At 64.3% G+C, this 14,739-nt stretch carries 13 protein-coding genes; 10 read left to right on the plus strand and 3 right to left on the minus strand.

The window, feature by feature from the left end:
• The first annotated feature begins 7 nt into the window (after positions 1 to 7).
• The 9 genes from AADZ78_RS00220 (at position 8) to AADZ78_RS00260 (ending at position 10,872) form a co-directional block, all read left to right on the plus strand.
• Positions 8 to 334, plus strand: coding sequence for a DUF2710 family protein (locus tag AADZ78_RS00220; RefSeq protein WP_085253015.1), 327 nt, complete (start codon positions 8 to 10; stop codon positions 332 to 334).
• A gap of 56 nt (positions 335 to 390) precedes the next feature.
• On the plus strand, positions 391 to 1,899 hold the full coding sequence (gene eccB / locus AADZ78_RS00225) for a type VII secretion protein EccB (protein ID WP_085253016.1): 1,509 nt from the start codon (positions 391 to 393) through the stop codon (positions 1,897 to 1,899).
• Between the two features lie 2 nt (positions 1,900 to 1,901).
• Positions 1,902 to 5,993 carry a type VII secretion protein EccCa gene (gene eccCa / locus AADZ78_RS00230; protein WP_085253017.1) on the plus strand — a complete coding sequence of 1,364 codons (4,092 nt, stop codon included), beginning with the start codon at positions 1,902 to 1,904 and terminating at the stop codon, positions 5,991 to 5,993.
• Between the two features lie 82 nt (positions 5,994 to 6,075).
• Positions 6,076 to 6,381, plus strand: coding sequence for a PE family protein (locus AADZ78_RS00235; protein ID WP_224770099.1), 306 nt, complete (start codon positions 6,076 to 6,078; stop codon positions 6,379 to 6,381).
• 9 nt (positions 6,382 to 6,390) lie between these two features.
• Positions 6,391 to 7,578, plus strand: a complete 1,188-nt coding sequence (locus AADZ78_RS00240; protein WP_085253018.1) for a PPE domain-containing protein — start codon at positions 6,391 to 6,393, stop codon at positions 7,576 to 7,578.
• A gap of 2 nt (positions 7,579 to 7,580) precedes the next feature.
• Positions 7,581 to 7,907: a WXG100 family type VII secretion target gene (locus tag AADZ78_RS00245; protein ID WP_085253019.1), complete on the plus strand. Its 327-nt coding sequence runs from the start codon at positions 7,581 to 7,583 to the stop codon at positions 7,905 to 7,907.
• A 3-nt stretch (positions 7,908 to 7,910) separates the two neighbouring features.
• Positions 7,911 to 9,587: an alpha/beta hydrolase family protein gene (locus tag AADZ78_RS00250; RefSeq protein ID WP_085253020.1), complete on the plus strand. Its 1,677-nt coding sequence runs from the start codon at positions 7,911 to 7,913 to the stop codon at positions 9,585 to 9,587.
• Positions 9,587 to 10,165, plus strand: a complete 579-nt coding sequence (locus tag AADZ78_RS00255; protein WP_085253021.1) for an LppA family lipoprotein — start codon at positions 9,587 to 9,589, stop codon at positions 10,163 to 10,165. The genes AADZ78_RS00250 and AADZ78_RS00255 overlap by 1 nt, the downstream gene beginning before the upstream one ends.
• A 137-nt stretch (positions 10,166 to 10,302) precedes the next feature.
• Positions 10,303 to 10,872 (plus strand): LppA family lipoprotein, encoded by a 570-nt coding sequence (locus AADZ78_RS00260; protein ID WP_085253022.1) that lies wholly within the window; start codon positions 10,303 to 10,305, stop codon positions 10,870 to 10,872.
• 39 nt (positions 10,873 to 10,911) lie between these two features.
• Here the strand turns inward: AADZ78_RS00260 and AADZ78_RS00265 are convergent, their stop codons facing one another.
• On the minus strand, positions 10,912 to 11,685 hold the full coding sequence (locus tag AADZ78_RS00265) for a TIGR03084 family metal-binding protein (RefSeq protein ID WP_085253023.1): 774 nt from the start codon (positions 11,683 to 11,685) through the stop codon (positions 10,912 to 10,914).
• An 11-nt stretch (positions 11,686 to 11,696) separates the two neighbouring features.
• Positions 11,697 to 12,983, minus strand: a complete 1,287-nt coding sequence (locus AADZ78_RS00270) for an MFS transporter (RefSeq protein WP_085253047.1) — start codon at positions 12,981 to 12,983, stop codon at positions 11,697 to 11,699.
• 143 nt (positions 12,984 to 13,126) lie between these two features.
• Here AADZ78_RS00270 and AADZ78_RS00275 point away from each other — a divergent pair, with 143 nt between their 5' ends.
• Positions 13,127 to 13,732: a YqgE/AlgH family protein gene (locus AADZ78_RS00275; RefSeq protein ID WP_085253024.1), complete on the plus strand. Its 606-nt coding sequence runs from the start codon at positions 13,127 to 13,129 to the stop codon at positions 13,730 to 13,732.
• Here the strand turns inward: AADZ78_RS00275 and AADZ78_RS00280 are convergent.
• Positions 13,729 to 14,733 (minus strand): bile acid:sodium symporter family protein, encoded by a 1,005-nt coding sequence (locus AADZ78_RS00280; RefSeq protein ID WP_085253025.1) that lies wholly within the window; start codon positions 14,731 to 14,733, stop codon positions 13,729 to 13,731. The genes AADZ78_RS00275 and AADZ78_RS00280 overlap by 4 nt on opposite strands.
• Positions 14,734 to 14,739 lie beyond the last annotated feature (6 nt).

The following is a 14,739-nucleotide window of genomic DNA, read 5'->3' on the forward strand; positions in this document are numbered from 1 at the left end:
TACTGTCATGGTGTCGGGGTCGGGCCGCAGCGAACTTGGCGATCTCAGCGACCGGGACCTCGTCGAATCGGTTCTTCGTGAACTGAGCGAGGCAGCCGAGAAGTGGGAAGCACTTGTCGCGCAGGCCGAGACCGTCACCTACAGCGTGGACTTGGGAGATATTCACGCCGTTGCAAATTCCGACGGACGGTTGCTCGAGTTGACGTTGCATCCGAACGTAATGACCAGCTACGCCCATGGTGAGCTGGCGGACAGATTGAACCTCGCACTCGCAGCGCTGCGACAAGAGGCGGAGGCCGAGAACCAGGCACGGTACGGCGGCCCCTTGCATTGACGTCGGTGCCGATACGACAGACCGATGCGTGATCGGCACCGGAAGGAGACTGACCTGTGCCACTCAATCTGTCCAACCGGGACCAGAATTCGGGGCACCTGTTCTACAACCGACGGTTGCGCGCGGCGATCACGAGATTTTCGGTGCGGATGAAACATGACGATCGCAAACAGCAAGCGGCAGTGGCACTGTCGATCGTTCTGGTCCTTCTCGGTATCGGCTGGATGGCTTTGCTCCACTTCATGAAGCCCGCGGGTTTGATCGGTCAGTCGGCTATCGTCGGAAACCGCGACACCGGCGCCGTTTACGCGAAGATCAATGGGCGCCTCTACCCCGCGCTGAACCTGACGTCCGCGCGGCTGGCGGTGGGAAATGCCGCAACCCCGACTTGGGTCACCGCAACCGAGATCGCCAAGTACCCGACCGGACCGATGATCGGTATTCCCGGTGTGCCAGACAGCCTGCCGGTCACATCCAGCGCCATATCGGCTTGGTCGGTCTGCGACACCTCGCAAACTGGGGGAGCCACGAGGGCTAGCGGGACGACTCCGGTGGTAACCGCCATTGCGGGCCAACTCGTGCCGGTGGGCCGCGCCGCCGCGATGGGCCCGAAGCAGGCCGTCCTCGCGACGCACCAGGGTGCGACCTATGTGATCTGGGGCGGGCAGCGGTCCCGCATCGACCCGACCGACCGATCCGTGACGTTCAACCTTGGTCTTGATCCGGGGACGACGTACCCGATCGAGATTTCCAACGCGCTGTTCGACGCGATGCCGTCGACGGAACCCATTGTGCTGCCGGCAATCCCGGAAGCCGGTGCACCGTCACAATGGCTATCCGGCTCAAAGGTGGGCAGTGTGCTGGAATCCCGCGATGCGAACGGAGTCGTCAACGGCTTCTACGTGTTGTTGCCCGGCGGAGTACAGAAGATCACCGGTTTCGTCGCGGACCTGTTGCGCACCGGCGACTCACAGGGCTCGACCACACCAACCCTGATCGCTCCAGACAAGCTGATCCACATTCCCGTCGTCGACGTGCTCAACGTCGACTACTACCCGTCGGGAAAGCTGGAATTCATTGACACCGTGGCTAATCCGGTGACCTGCGTGGGGTGGGAGAAGCAGGCCGGCGACCCGCAGGCCAGGATCACCATCTTCACCGGTCGGGGCCTGCCGGTCCCGATCAGTATGGATTCGCGCCTGGTGCAACTGGTTCGCGACGACCGCAACCCTGACTCGGCCGAAGCACACCAGACGCTGGTGTTGCCTGGAGCGGCCAACTTCATCGCGACGACGAGCGGGGTGGCGACGGCCGACAGTCGGGAAAGCTTGTATTGGCTTTCGCCACAAGGCGTTCGGTATGGCATCCAATCGGATCACCAGACGCTGCAGGCATTGGCGCTGGATCCACGTTTCGCGATGCAAGCGCCCTGGCCGATCGTGCGAGCGTTTGCGCCCGGACCCGCAATCAGCCGCGGCGGGGCACTCGTTGCCCGCGATGTCGTCCCAGGAGGCGGAGTGGTGGCGCCCGTTCCCGATTCCAATCAACTGAGCGTCGGGGGTTAGGCATGTCCAAGCGAGGCTTCGTCCGCGGCAAGCGCACGCCACCGCCAGATGTTCCGCCGGTGCGATTGGCTGTCGCGGCGCCCCTGGCATTGCCAGAACGTGAACCGCGCAACATCCTGTTGATGATCGCGCTTCCAGCGCTGCTGGTGGGCATAGTCGGCACCCTGGTGGTGATGTACGCCTCGGGCATACGGTCGCTACAGTCTGGATTCTTCCCGATGATCGGCCTCGTCGGGTTCGGCGCCCTGATGTTCGGCGGACGGTTTGGCCGGGGCCGCCGAATCAGTTGGGGAGAACAAGAAAAGCAACGCCGTAGCTATTTACGCCAACTCGATGACGATCGCGACGAGGTGCAGCGCGCCGCCCAGCAACAGCGCCGCAGTCAACTCTTCGTCCATGCTGATCCGCAGCAGCTGGACACCGTGATCGGCGGCCCACGAATGTGGGAGCGACGGCCCACCGACCCTGACTTCCTCGACGTCCGTCTTGGGATCGGCGTGCAGCAGGCCAGCGAATCGGCGGTTACCTTGCAGTGGCCCGACGTTCCGATCGGAGAAGAGCTCGAACCGGTAACCGGCGGTGCGCTAAGGGATTTCATCCTCGAGCAGAGCAAGATTCGTGGAATCGGGAAGGTGCTGAGCCTGCGATCCAAACCCGGATTCAGTTTCATTGGCGACGATCCGAGCGAACTACACAGTCTGGCGCGATCGATTTTGTGCGCACTTGCGGTGTACCACAGCCCCAATGATCTCAAGCTGATGGTCGTCACCCGCCATCCCGAGCTGTGGTCGTGGCTGGTGTGGCTCCCGCACAACCAGCACGACGAGATGTTCGATGCCTGCGGACTGCGCCGGCTGGTGTTCGCGTCTCCGACCGAACTAGAAGAGGCGCTCGATGCGGAGCTGCACCGCAAGGGCCGTGGACCGTGGGCGCCGCCGGTCGGAGCCAGCCCGACGTCTATGCCGTCGCCCATGGAGTCGGCTACCGGTCTGGTACTGGGCCCGCACTGGGTGATCGTCGACGACAACGTGGGCACCCCCGAGCAATGGGAGGGCGTGACCGGTCAGAAGGGCATGGCGGGCATTACGGTGTTGCGGCTGGCGACTCGGGTCGGTGTGGGAGTCGGGTTCGCCGACGAGAGCCAGCGCTTCGCGCTGCGCGATGGCCGGCTGATGCATCGCGGCACCTTCTACGCGGTGGCGGATGTGCTCGCCGACAGCACCGCCAACAGATATGCGCGGGCGCTGGCCCGCTGGTCACCGATGAGCGCCGGGGAGTTGTCCGAAACCGACAGTCAAGGCGGCGAATTGCTGCGCGCACTGGGCATCACCGATCCACGGGAATTGGACGTTGACAGACTCTGGGCCGAAAGTCGCGGTCGGGGCGACCCGAAATGGGCGATGGTGCCGGTCGGCGTCAAGCAGGGCGGCGAGCTTCAGTACGTAATCTTGCGCGCCAAGGACTTCGGCGGTTACGGCTTTCACTCGGTAGTGATCGGGACGTCTGGCTCCGGTAAGTCGGAGTACTTCCTGTCGTTGTGCAGCGGGATCGCGCTGACCCACTCCCCGGAAACGTTCATCGTGATCTTTGTGGACATGAAGTTCGAGTCAGCGGCTCAGGATCTGCAAGGTTTCCCGCACGTCGCCGGCTCGCTGTCCAACCTCGGCAAGGACGACCGCCATTTGGCCGAGCGGATGCGCAAAGCCATTAACGGCGAGATCGCCAGGCGCTACCGGCTTTTCAAAGACGCCGGAGCCCGTGACGCCAACGAATACGAGGAGATGCGGCTCGCCGGAAGGGATCTGGAGCCGGTTCCCATTCTGCTGGTGATCATCGATGAGTATCTCGAGTTGTTCATACACCATCCGGAGTGGATCGATCTGGTAATCCACATTGGGCAGGAGGGTCGTGGCTGCAACGTCTTCTTCACCCTCGGAGGCCAGCGCTTGGATCTGTCGTCACTAAGTAAGGTGAAGAGCAACATCGCCTTTCGAGTGGCCCTGCGCGCCGAGACCGCGGAGGATTCTCGAGACGTGATCGGCAGTGACTCGGCGCTGCACCTGCCGTCGAAGGAAAACGGCTACGCACTTCTCAAAGTTGGGCCGCGTGACCTGGAGCAATTCCGGTGCTTTTACGTGTCGGCTCCGTTTGTAGTGCCGAAGCGGGTAGTGGAAGTGAACAAGACTGTGGCCGTGAGCTTTTCTCAGCCGCGTGCATACACCTGGGAGTACCAGCCGCTAAGTGAAGCGGACAGCGCGGCTTTGGCGACGGCCGACGAACCCGAAGAACCCGACGAGTTTCTCTTTCATTCCGATGGCTTCCGAAAAAAGAAGCTCGTCGACGTGATCCGGGACTCCCTTGTTTCGCACCCTGCGCGCCCGCCGCACCAGATCTGGCTTCCGCCTTTAGAAGTCAGCGAGCCGATCGACATGTTGGTGGCCCGTTGGCGCGGAAACACCTGGGATGTCGATTACGGGGAAAATCCCGGTCTGGTGTTTCCGGTGGGAGTTGTGGACATCCCCGAGGAACACACCCAACGGGTGCACGCCCTCGACGCCGAGATGGACAACATCATGGTGGTCGCGACGGCCCAGCGCGGCAAGTCCACCACGTTGATGACGTTGATGACCTCCGCGGCGTTGATGTACCGGCCCGAACGGGTGACGTTCTTCTGTATCGGGGCGTCGCTGTACCCGGTCGAAGAGCTGCCGCATGTGGCGTCGGTGGTTAGCCCGACCGACAGCGAGGGCGTGTCACGGACCATCGCCTCGATCGAGGGGCTGATCCTGGCCCGTGAGGCGTCGTTCAAGAGGTACCAGATCGACATCTCCGAATTCCGGCAACGACGATTCGGCGCAGATGGCGCGGACGGTTCGGGACGCACCGACCCGGGTGACAAGTTCGGCGACGTCTTCCTCGTCATCGACAACTTCAGCGACCTCTACGACAAAGACGCCGTGATGGGAGAGCGTGCGATCGTGATCGCGCGCCAGGGTCTGTCGTATGGGGTGCACATCATGACCAGCGCCACGGCATGGTTGGTAGGGCAGAAGCAGCAACTGGTCAACGTGTCCAACGCACGCATCCAGTTGCGATTGAGCAACCCCGACGAAACGCAGATGGGCGAAGGCTTTGAGCGAAAGAAGGCCGCGCGCAACACGCTGGACCGGCCTGGGTTCGGCGTTACCCGGGATGGCTACGAGCTGCTGGTTGGGGTGCCGGAGATCATCGGTGCTAGTGGCGAACGAGTGGCGACTCGCGAGGTCGGCCCGCTCATCGCGGGCCTGACCGGCGCCGGACGGGTGGAGAGCCTGGCGCGGCTTCCTGGGCGGGTTCAGCTCAGCGAGGTGATGGCCGCATTTGCGGGCGCTGCCGAGGCGGCCGACCCATTGAACCTTCCCTTCGGTATTGGCGAAACCGCTCTGCAACCGGCGGTGCTGCCGGCCCGAGCGGTGCCCAACCTGCTGGTGGTCGGCCGCCAGTTATGTGGGAAGACAACGACTTTGGCAGCTTTCGGCGAGGCGATCATGAGCCGTTTCACGCCCGAGCAGGCCCAGATCACGATCATCGACCCCAAGACCTCGCTCATTGGCAAGATCCAGGGTGATCATGTGCGGGCATACGCCTACACAGCCGACGATATCGACACGGTGATCGGCGAAGTGGCCCAGATTCTGCGCGATCGCCTTCCTCCCTCGGGTCTGAGCCAGGAGGAGCTGCTCAACCGTAGCGACTGGGAAGGCCCGCATCATTTCGTCCTGATCGACGATGAGCAGGAACTGCGACCCCATGGTGTGGTCGGCAAAGGCGCGGCGACGGCCCCATTGTGGGGATTGATAGAACGTGGTCGCGAGATCGGTCTGCATGTCATTGCGACGCGTTTGCCCGGGAACTGGGCGGGGGTGTCGGTGACCAATCCGTTCCTGCAGAAAATGACGGGCTCGCGCGCGCCCACGCTGTTCATGGATAACGACCCGGCCGCGGTGAAGGTGTTCGGCAGGACGAGTGCCCAGCAACTGCCGCCCGGGCGGGGACTGCTGGTCACGACCGATGGCGTGATCGAAGGAGTGCTGGTAGGCGACCCGGGAACCTGAATCGACAGCGGGCGCGGCCGACTTTAGACTCAGACAACTTCGCTTGCGGGGGCAAGCTGCGCAATCAAGTTTGGAGGCAGACATGGGTGGGCTGTTCGGCATGGTTCCAGGCGCCGTCGATTTGTCGGCGGCGGCGGAAGCGGGAATCAGCGAGGAAATGGCGGCAACGACCGCGGCTGGAGCGGCTGCGCTCACCGGGGTGATGCCAATGGCGCCCGACGCTGACTCGATTGAATTTGCGGCCGCGCTGAACGCCGCTGGAGCTGCCTACCTGGCCACGGCTGCCGAGCACGCCGGGCAGCGGGCAGGCTTCGCCGGGGCGCAGGGCCTGGCTTCCGGTGCCACAGTCGCCGCCGAGGGTGCCAACGCAGCCACTCTCGGCCTGTAGGAGGACGGGATGCCCGATCCTCGGTGGACAGGTCCGCCCGAGGTCGTCGCGGCGATCTTCGAGGCCGGTTCGCCTGCCTCGGTAATCGCCAACAACGTCGTATGGGTCACCGAGACCGCTAATAAGGAACTGTCGGCGGGCCTGTCCGCGCTTAACACCTTGGCGACGGCCGCGCAGTGGCAGGGCGTGGGTGCGGTTGCTTCGACCGTTGCGGCTACCGGACTCAACGTCGGCTTGCAGACGCTCGTCGGTTGGACCGCCGAGAAGATCAACATCACGCAAGCCGCCGTCGAAGCCTTCACGATCGCGCGGTCCTCGGTCATCCCGTCAGTGGTTTCCCAGACCAACCGGGATGAGTGGGGAGTTCTGAACGCCACCAACTTCTTCGGCATCAACACCCCGGCGATTGTCGAACGCGACTCCGAATACTTCGGCGAACACTGGCCGCACAACTCAAGCGTCGGCTGGACGTACTCGGGCGCGCTGAGCGCCTTGATCGCGGCCCTGACAGTTCCTCCGCCGATTGCGCCGATGGGTGCCTCCCCGGCCGCGCCGGCAGCTGCCGCGGAGACGGTGGCCCAAGCGGCGGCGCAGACCGGCCTGAACAATGCGGTGCAGGCGTCGAGCCAGGTTGCGCAGACGGCGGGGCAAACGACTTCCTCCCCAGCCGAAGCGACCGGGCAGGTCAGTTCACTGATGCAGCAGCCTATGCAGTTGGTGTCCAGTGCCACCGAACCGCTGAAGCAGTTAGCCCAAATGCCGATGCAAGCGATCCAGGGCTTCAGCAGCTTGCCGCAGAGCATGATGCAGGCGATGGGCGGAATGTTTCCGACGGGCGGGGCGTCGAATGCTGCGGCGGTCGTCGCCGAACCGGTGGCGGCCGTGGGTGGGACGGCAGGCGGCGCGGTGTCCGGCGGGGGTGCGAGTGGGGCCGGTGCTTTTCCCGGCGCTGGGCTGACCAGCTACACGCGCCCCACTAGCAGCTTCGAGCCGGGCGGCCGACCGACCAGCCTGCGCGCCGGTGTGCTCAACGCCGCCGAAGTCCGCGGTCCTACGGCGTCGAGCGCGATGGGCGGTGCGCCGATGCCGATGTCGCCGGCAGGGATGCTGGCCCGCGGAAGCGCCGGCGCTGCCGACAAGGAGGCGGTGGCGCGCGCACGCGTTGTTGTCGACGGCGACCCGAGGGACCAGAGATAACGGTGTTTCAGATCAGTCCGGAGCAGTGGATGCGCTCCGCGGCGCACGTGAGCGGGCAGGGCGAGGAGCTCGCAGCGGGACACTTGTTGTCCGACAAGCGGATTGAAGCTGCGCAGTCCGGATGGCAGGGGGCGTCGGCGCTGGCGATCAACGCCAAAATGGCGGACTGGCTAAAGAAATCGACCGCGCTGGTGACCGGCATCGGCAGTCACGCATATGGCCTGCAGGAGGCTGCCATCCAACATGCCGCAGCTGAGGAGGAACGGGCGCGCGCGCTTGCCAGCGTAGGTGCTGCGGCCGATATAACGGTCAGTTCCAACAAGGTTTAATTCGTGGCGTTGTCGGTGGTCGATATTGATCGGTGGAGCCCGCAAGCGGTGCGCGAGGTGTTTCATGCTGCCACTGGTCGGGCCGAGGTGACTTTCGACGTGTCGCGGGAATTGGCGTCGCTGACGATATTTGCGAACTCAGGCGGAAAGACCGCCGAAGCCGCCGGGCACCAAAATGCCGGGATTCGCCAAGATCTAGATGCACACGGCCACGAGGCGTTAGCTGTGGCGCGGGCGGCTGACAGGGCAGCTGACGGCATCGTGAATGTGCAATCCAAGTTGGCCTCGCTACGCGCGGATGCCGCTGCTGCCGAGCTGGAAGTCGATGCGGCGAGCAACCGGGTGGTGGCGATACCCCGATTGCGGTACAGCGCCGCCGAGTGGGCGCGGATGCTGGACAAGCAAGCTGAGTTACAGCCACGGCTTGACGAGATTGTGGCCGAGGCCAACGCGGTCGATGAAGTGTTGGCCTTGGCGGTCAACATGGCCGATGGCGACGTGCCCATCCCCGCCGACGCTGGCCCGCCGGTTGGCCCCGAGGGGCTAACGCCCACTCAGCGGGCAAGCGACGCCAACGAGGAACGGCTGCGCGAGGAGCGCGCCAGGCTGCAAGCCCACATCGGGCAGCTGCAGGCGCAGCATGACCAGCTAGCGACCCAGGCTGCCACGGACTACAACAATGGCGTTCTCGACGGCGACGTTATGGGCCAACTTGCAGCCCTTAGTGATCAGCTGACCGCCGCAAAAGGCCGAATGGGCGAACTTGACTCGATCGAACAGGCACTGACCAGAGCGCCAGAGACCTATCTGACCCAGTTGCGAATTCCAGATGATCCGGGTCAGCAGGTGCTCGCGGCGGTCGCTGTAGGCAACCCCGACACCGCCGCTAACGTGTCGGTGACCGTGCCCGGAGTTGGGTCTACCACGCGGGGCACGCTACCCGACATGGTCAGCGAGGCGCGGGAGCTGCGGTTGGAAGAACAGACGCAACTTCTCAAAGCCGGTAAGCCGGCGTCCGTTGCCGCGATTGCGTGGATGGGTTACACGCCGCCGCCCAATCCGCTCGACACCGGAAGCGCGTGGGATCTGTGGCGCACCATGACCGACGACCAGGCTAAAGTGGGCGCGGCCGACCTTTCACGGTACTTGCAGGAAGTTCGGGTCAATAACCCCACCGGCCACCTCACGTTGCTAGGGCACTCCTATGGGTCGCTGACCGCTTCGCTGGCATTGCAGGACCTCAATGCCATAGGGGCTCACCCGGTCAACGATGCCGTGTTCTACGGCTCACCAGGTCTGGAGCTATATAGCCCGGCTCAGCTTGGGCTCGATCACGGTGAGGCCTATGTCATGCAGGCACCGCAGGACCTGATCACGAACTTGGTCGCGCCCCTGGCGCCAGTACACGGCTGGGGTCCGAACCCCTATTCGACCCCGGGGCTAATAGAGCTGTCGTCGCACGCCGGCGTCGACGCCGGCGGCATCTGGCGTGATGGGGCTTCCGGCCATGCCGACTATCCCCGTACATTCCTGGATGCCAGCGGCCACCAGCAGTTAAGGATGTCCGGCTACAACCTGGCCGCGATCGCCGCCGGGCTGCCGGGCAACAAGGTGACGCCGTCGCTGGTGCCACCCATTCTGGGCGGCGCTTTGCCGGAATCGCCCGGAGGAGGTCGTTGATGTCGTGGCGGATGATGTTGGTGCTCACTGTGCTGTGCGCCATCATCGTCGGGTGTGGCAACACGAATGGTGGAAATGGGGGTGCTGTGAACGGCAGAGACCGGCCGGTAAGCCCCGAGCGGTTGGCTGCGCTAGAAGACGGATTGCGGTCCAAGCCGCCACTGGAGGACGCGCAGGCACAATACCGGGCTGCGGTGACCCAGATGGCCGACGGGCTCGTGGCTCTCGTCCCCGGATTGACCTGGCGTTTGGAGACAGACAGCTGGACTGGTTGTGGTGGCGACTACGAATGGACGCGCGCCAAGGAGGCCTACCTGAGGGCCGTTTTCAGCGGACCGATCCCCGATGACAAATGGCAGCGGGCGATCGAGATCGTCAATGATGGTGCAAAAAAATTCGGCGCCAACGACTTTGGTGTCTTGAAGGACAAGCCCGGCGATCATGACGTCTACTTCGCCGGCACCGACGACGTCCAATTCCGGGTGGGGACCCAGGTGGCTGCGGTTCTGACGGCAAGGTCGGATTGCCGTATCAGCCAGGCTGATACACCCGCCGCTTCGCCAATACGTCACCCGTGACCTGGACAGCGTATGCGCTGCCGGAATTCTGTGGGCACAACAAACAACGTGAGGCACAACAGAGGAATTTCGCGTTCCATCGTTCAGACCGGCGGGATTGTCGACACGCCTCGACTCGGACCAGTGGTAACCCTGTTATGCGGTGGTCGCTTGTGTGGCCGTTGGCGCTGGTGTGCGTTGTTGCGGTGGGGTGCGCGAGTTTCAAAGATCGAGGCGGAAGCATGGGCCCGTTGAGCCCCGAAAAGATCGCCGAGCTGGAGAACGGATTGCGTTCCAAACCTCCGTTAGAGTTAGAGGCCGCGCAAGCGCAGTACCGGGCCGCGGTGACGGAGATGGCCGACGCCATCAAGGCGCTAGTGCCCGGATTGACTTGGTCGATGGATATCGACAGTTGGCGCGGTTGCGGCGGTGCCTACGAATGGACCAGGGCAAAGGTGGCGTATTTCATGGCCGGTTTCAGTGGACCGATCCCCGACGAGAAGTGGTCGCAAGCCGTGCAGATCGTCAAAAATAGGGCGAAACAGTTCGGTGCTACCGGCTACGGGGTCATGAAAGACAAGCCCGGCGACCACGACGTCTACATCTTTGGTTCTGACGGTGTGGAATTCAAGCTTGGCAGTCAGGTGGCGTCATCGCTGACAGCGAGATCCGACTGTCGGATCAGCCAAACCGACACGGCGACATCGACATCGACGTCACACTCATAGGCCGAGTTGGCCCCGGCTCTCTTCGCGCGCTGGGCGCGCTCATCGCCCGGCGCCGGGCGGCCCCGCGAAGGCTTGCGCGATCGACAGCCACTTCTGCGCATCCTCCCCTACCGCCGTCACATCAAGGGAACTGAGCGCGCGTCGTTGAGTGACCAAAAAGCAGAAGTCCTCGGCTGATCCGCTGACGCGCTGGGCCGCGTCCGACGGCCCCCAGGACCAGGTATCCCCGCCGGGCCCGCGCAGCTCGACCAGGAACGGTTCGGTCGGCGGGCTCAGATTGTTGACGACGAAGGCGTAGTCGCGGGCTCGAACGCCGAGGTGCGCGATCGACCGCAGTCGGTCGGTGGCGGGCCGCGTAACACCGAGACAGTCGGCGACATCCAATCCGTGCGCCCAGGTCTCCATCAACCGCGCGGTGGCCATCGATGCCGCACTCATCGGCGGCCCGAACCACGGCAACTTGCGGCCGTCGGCAACCGTCAGCAGCGCCTCATGCAGCCGCCCCCGCGTGATTCGCCAGTCGTTGAGCAGATCGCCTGTCGGCAAAGCCGCCAACTCTTCGGCGCCGGCGTCGACGAAGCCAGCGGGATTAGCCGCGGCGGCGGTGAGCACTCCGGCGAACGCGGCCTCGTCGGTGACCGCCGTCAGCGCAACTCGGTCGGTCCACAATAGGTGACCGATCTGGTGTGCAATGGTCCAGCCCGGCGCCGGTGTCGATTCCGCCCACCGTGCGGGTGGAAGTGGCGAAACAAGCGCATCCAGGTCGTCGCTTTCGGCTCGCAGATCAGCCACGATAGGACCGGGACCGGCCATGTTTAACCTCCCTAACTATTGTTCGCGGGTTGGCCTCGCCGGCCGACGAGGGCATGAACACCGAGCCCGATCAGGTAGATCAGCGACCCGAACAACACAAACATAGGCGCGCGCCCGTCCGCGGGAATCAACGCCGCAGCAACCGTGACCGAGACGATGTACGCGACCCAGAACAACGCGTCCTGCACCGCGAACACGTGACCGCGCAGCGCGTCATCGACGTCGATCTGCATAGCCGAATCGGCGCACAGCTTGACCACCTGGCCGGCCACACCCAGCAAAAAGCCACACACCACCATCACCGGTAGCAGCAGCGCGGCGCCTGCCGTCTGGATAACGGCGGCCGCCACCAACGCGCCATTGGCCGTCGCGTAGCGCCCCCAACGCCGGATCAGGCCCGGCGTCAGCACGTTGGCCAGGAAGGCCCCTAGTCCGGTCGCGGCGAAGAACACCAGAGCGGTACCCAACCCTTCGACGTCCACATCGGCCATATGGTGGACCAACAGCAAGACGACCAACGAGTTGATACCGACCACCATGCGATGCGCGGCCAATCCCGACAGGGCGGCGCCCACCGTCGGGAGCTGGACGACCGTACGCACGCCGTGCAGCCAGCCGGTGACCACCGCGTAGACGGCGGATCCGTGGATCGCGCGTTTGGTGTCATCCGGGCCAAGCACGCGTGGGCCGAACCGCATCGACAGCAACAATGCAATCGTCACCGGGATGGCGGCGGTGAAAATGACTGCGGCGGCGCCGCGGTCGCCGCCGCCGGCGAGCCAGCGTGGCAGCAACATGAAATTGGCACCCAGAAACGCCGCGACCGCACCCGATGCGGTGGCTACCGAGTTCATCGTGACGACCTTTTCGCGCGGCACCACGTGGGGCAATGACGCCGACAGGCCCGAGGCGACGAACCGGGCCAAGCCGTTGGCCAGCAGAGCGACGCACAACAGCAGCAGATCGCCCGCTCCCAGCGCCAGAATCGTGCCAATCGCAGCGATGAACGCGAGGCGGCCGATGTTGGCACCCACGAGCACCAACCGCCGATCCCAGCGGTCCAACATCGCTCCCGCGAACGGACCCAGCAGCGAATAGGGCAGGAACAGCACCGCGAATGCGCGCGCGATCGCCATCGGATCGGCGGCCCGGTCAGGGTTGAACAGCAGCGCTCCGGCCAAACCCGCCTGGAAGAGGCCATCACCGAATTGGCTCACTATGCGCAGCTGAAGTAGTCGCCAAAAGTCGGGCAAACCACGCACCGACCGCCACAGACTGACGGGTGCGATTGCGTGCATCCGGCTTTGAACCACAGAACCCACTTCCACGATCGGGGCACGCAAGGCTCGCCGTGCTACGCCGACCTCGTCAACATTACAAATATGTATGGGCCACACTCGTTTGCCCCGGACGCAGTTGCAGTGGGTGCGATGATGTTCAGGTGGCGCCGCACGAAGACCCCGACGACTATGTGGTGCCCGCCGCGCAACGGGTGCGGGCGGGGACCTTGCTGTTGGCCAACACTGATCTTCTGGAACCGACGTTTCGACGCAGCGTGATCTACATCGTCGAGCACAACGACGGCGGCACCCTGGGTGTGGTACTCAACCGGCCCAGTGAAACCGCGGTCTACAACGTGTTGCCACAGTGGGCCAAGATCGCGGCCAAGCCCAAGACGATGTTCATTGGGGGCCCGGTGAAGCGCGACGCGGCCCTGTGTCTGGCGACACTGCGGGTCGGCGCGGATCCCGACGGCGTGCCGGGTTTACGCCATGTCGCCGGCCGGATGGTGATGGTCGATTTGGACGCCGAACCCGACCTGATCGCGCCGTTGGTGGAGGGGGTGCGGATTTTCGCGGGCTACTCCGGCTGGACCATCGGTCAGCTCGAAGGCGAAATCGAGCGCGACGACTGGATCGTGTTGTCGGCGTTGCCATCTGACGTCCTGGTTGGGCCGAGGGAAGACCTGTGGGGGCAGGTGTTGCGTCGTCAGCCGCTGCCGCTTTCGATGCTGGCTACCCACCCGATCGACGTCAGCCGGAACTAGGGCACTTCCCCGATTTCGTCGGGTTCCAAGACGGCCGCGGTCCGCGCCAGCCTGCCGGCGAGCAGCGTGCCCGCGATCAGCTGGAATTGGTGGAAAAGCATCAACGGCACCATCACCAACCCGACGGCGCTCGCGGGGAACAGCACCCACGCCATCGGCAGGCCGGACGCCAGCGCTTTGTTCGAGCCGCAGAACAGCAGCACGATCGCGTCACCGCGGCCGAGCCGGGCCATCCGGCCGATGACGGCGGTGTAGGTAAGCACCAGCGCCAGCAGGGCGGCGGCGATAATGCCCACCGAGACCAGATGCCATGGATCGACCTTGCCCCAGACCCCTTCGACCATGCCCATGGAGAAGGCCGTGTACACGGCCAGCAGAATCGACCCGCGGTCAACCAATTTGATCAACACCGCATGCCGGACAAGCACCGGCGTGAGCCACGGGCGTGCCAGCTGACCCAAGCCGAATGGCACCATCAGCTGCAGCAGTATTTCGAGAACCCCGTCGGCTTCGATTAGGTTGCCGCCGTCGGGGTTGATCAGCATCATCACCAACAGTGGGGTCAACACCAAGCCGAGGATGTTGGACAACGACGCCGTGACCATGGCGGCCGAGACGTGACCCCGCGCAATCGACGTAAACGCGATGGCCGACTGCACCGTCGACGGGACTAGGCACATGAACAGCAGCCCGGTGTACAAGTCGGGCGTCAGCACCGAGGGCACCAGCGCTCGAGCGGCCAGCCCAAGCAGCGGAAACACCACGAAGGTGGTGGCCAGCACCAGCAGATGCAGTCGCCACTGGCGCATGCCGTGCCAGGCTTGTTGCGGCGACAACCGGGCGCCGTAGAGGAAGAACAGCAACGCGATGGCCGCCTTGGCGGCGACCGACATCATGTCGGCGCCGAGCCCACGAGCCGGTAGGACGGCGGCAATCGCCAACGTCGCGGCCAAGGCCACTAGGAACGTATCGATCGGGAGCGCCTTCAGCCGCGTTAACACGACGTT

It is taken from the genome of Mycobacterium riyadhense (genome assembly GCF_963853645.1).
In the GTDB taxonomy this organism is placed as follows: domain Bacteria; phylum Actinomycetota; class Actinomycetes; order Mycobacteriales; family Mycobacteriaceae; genus Mycobacterium; species Mycobacterium riyadhense.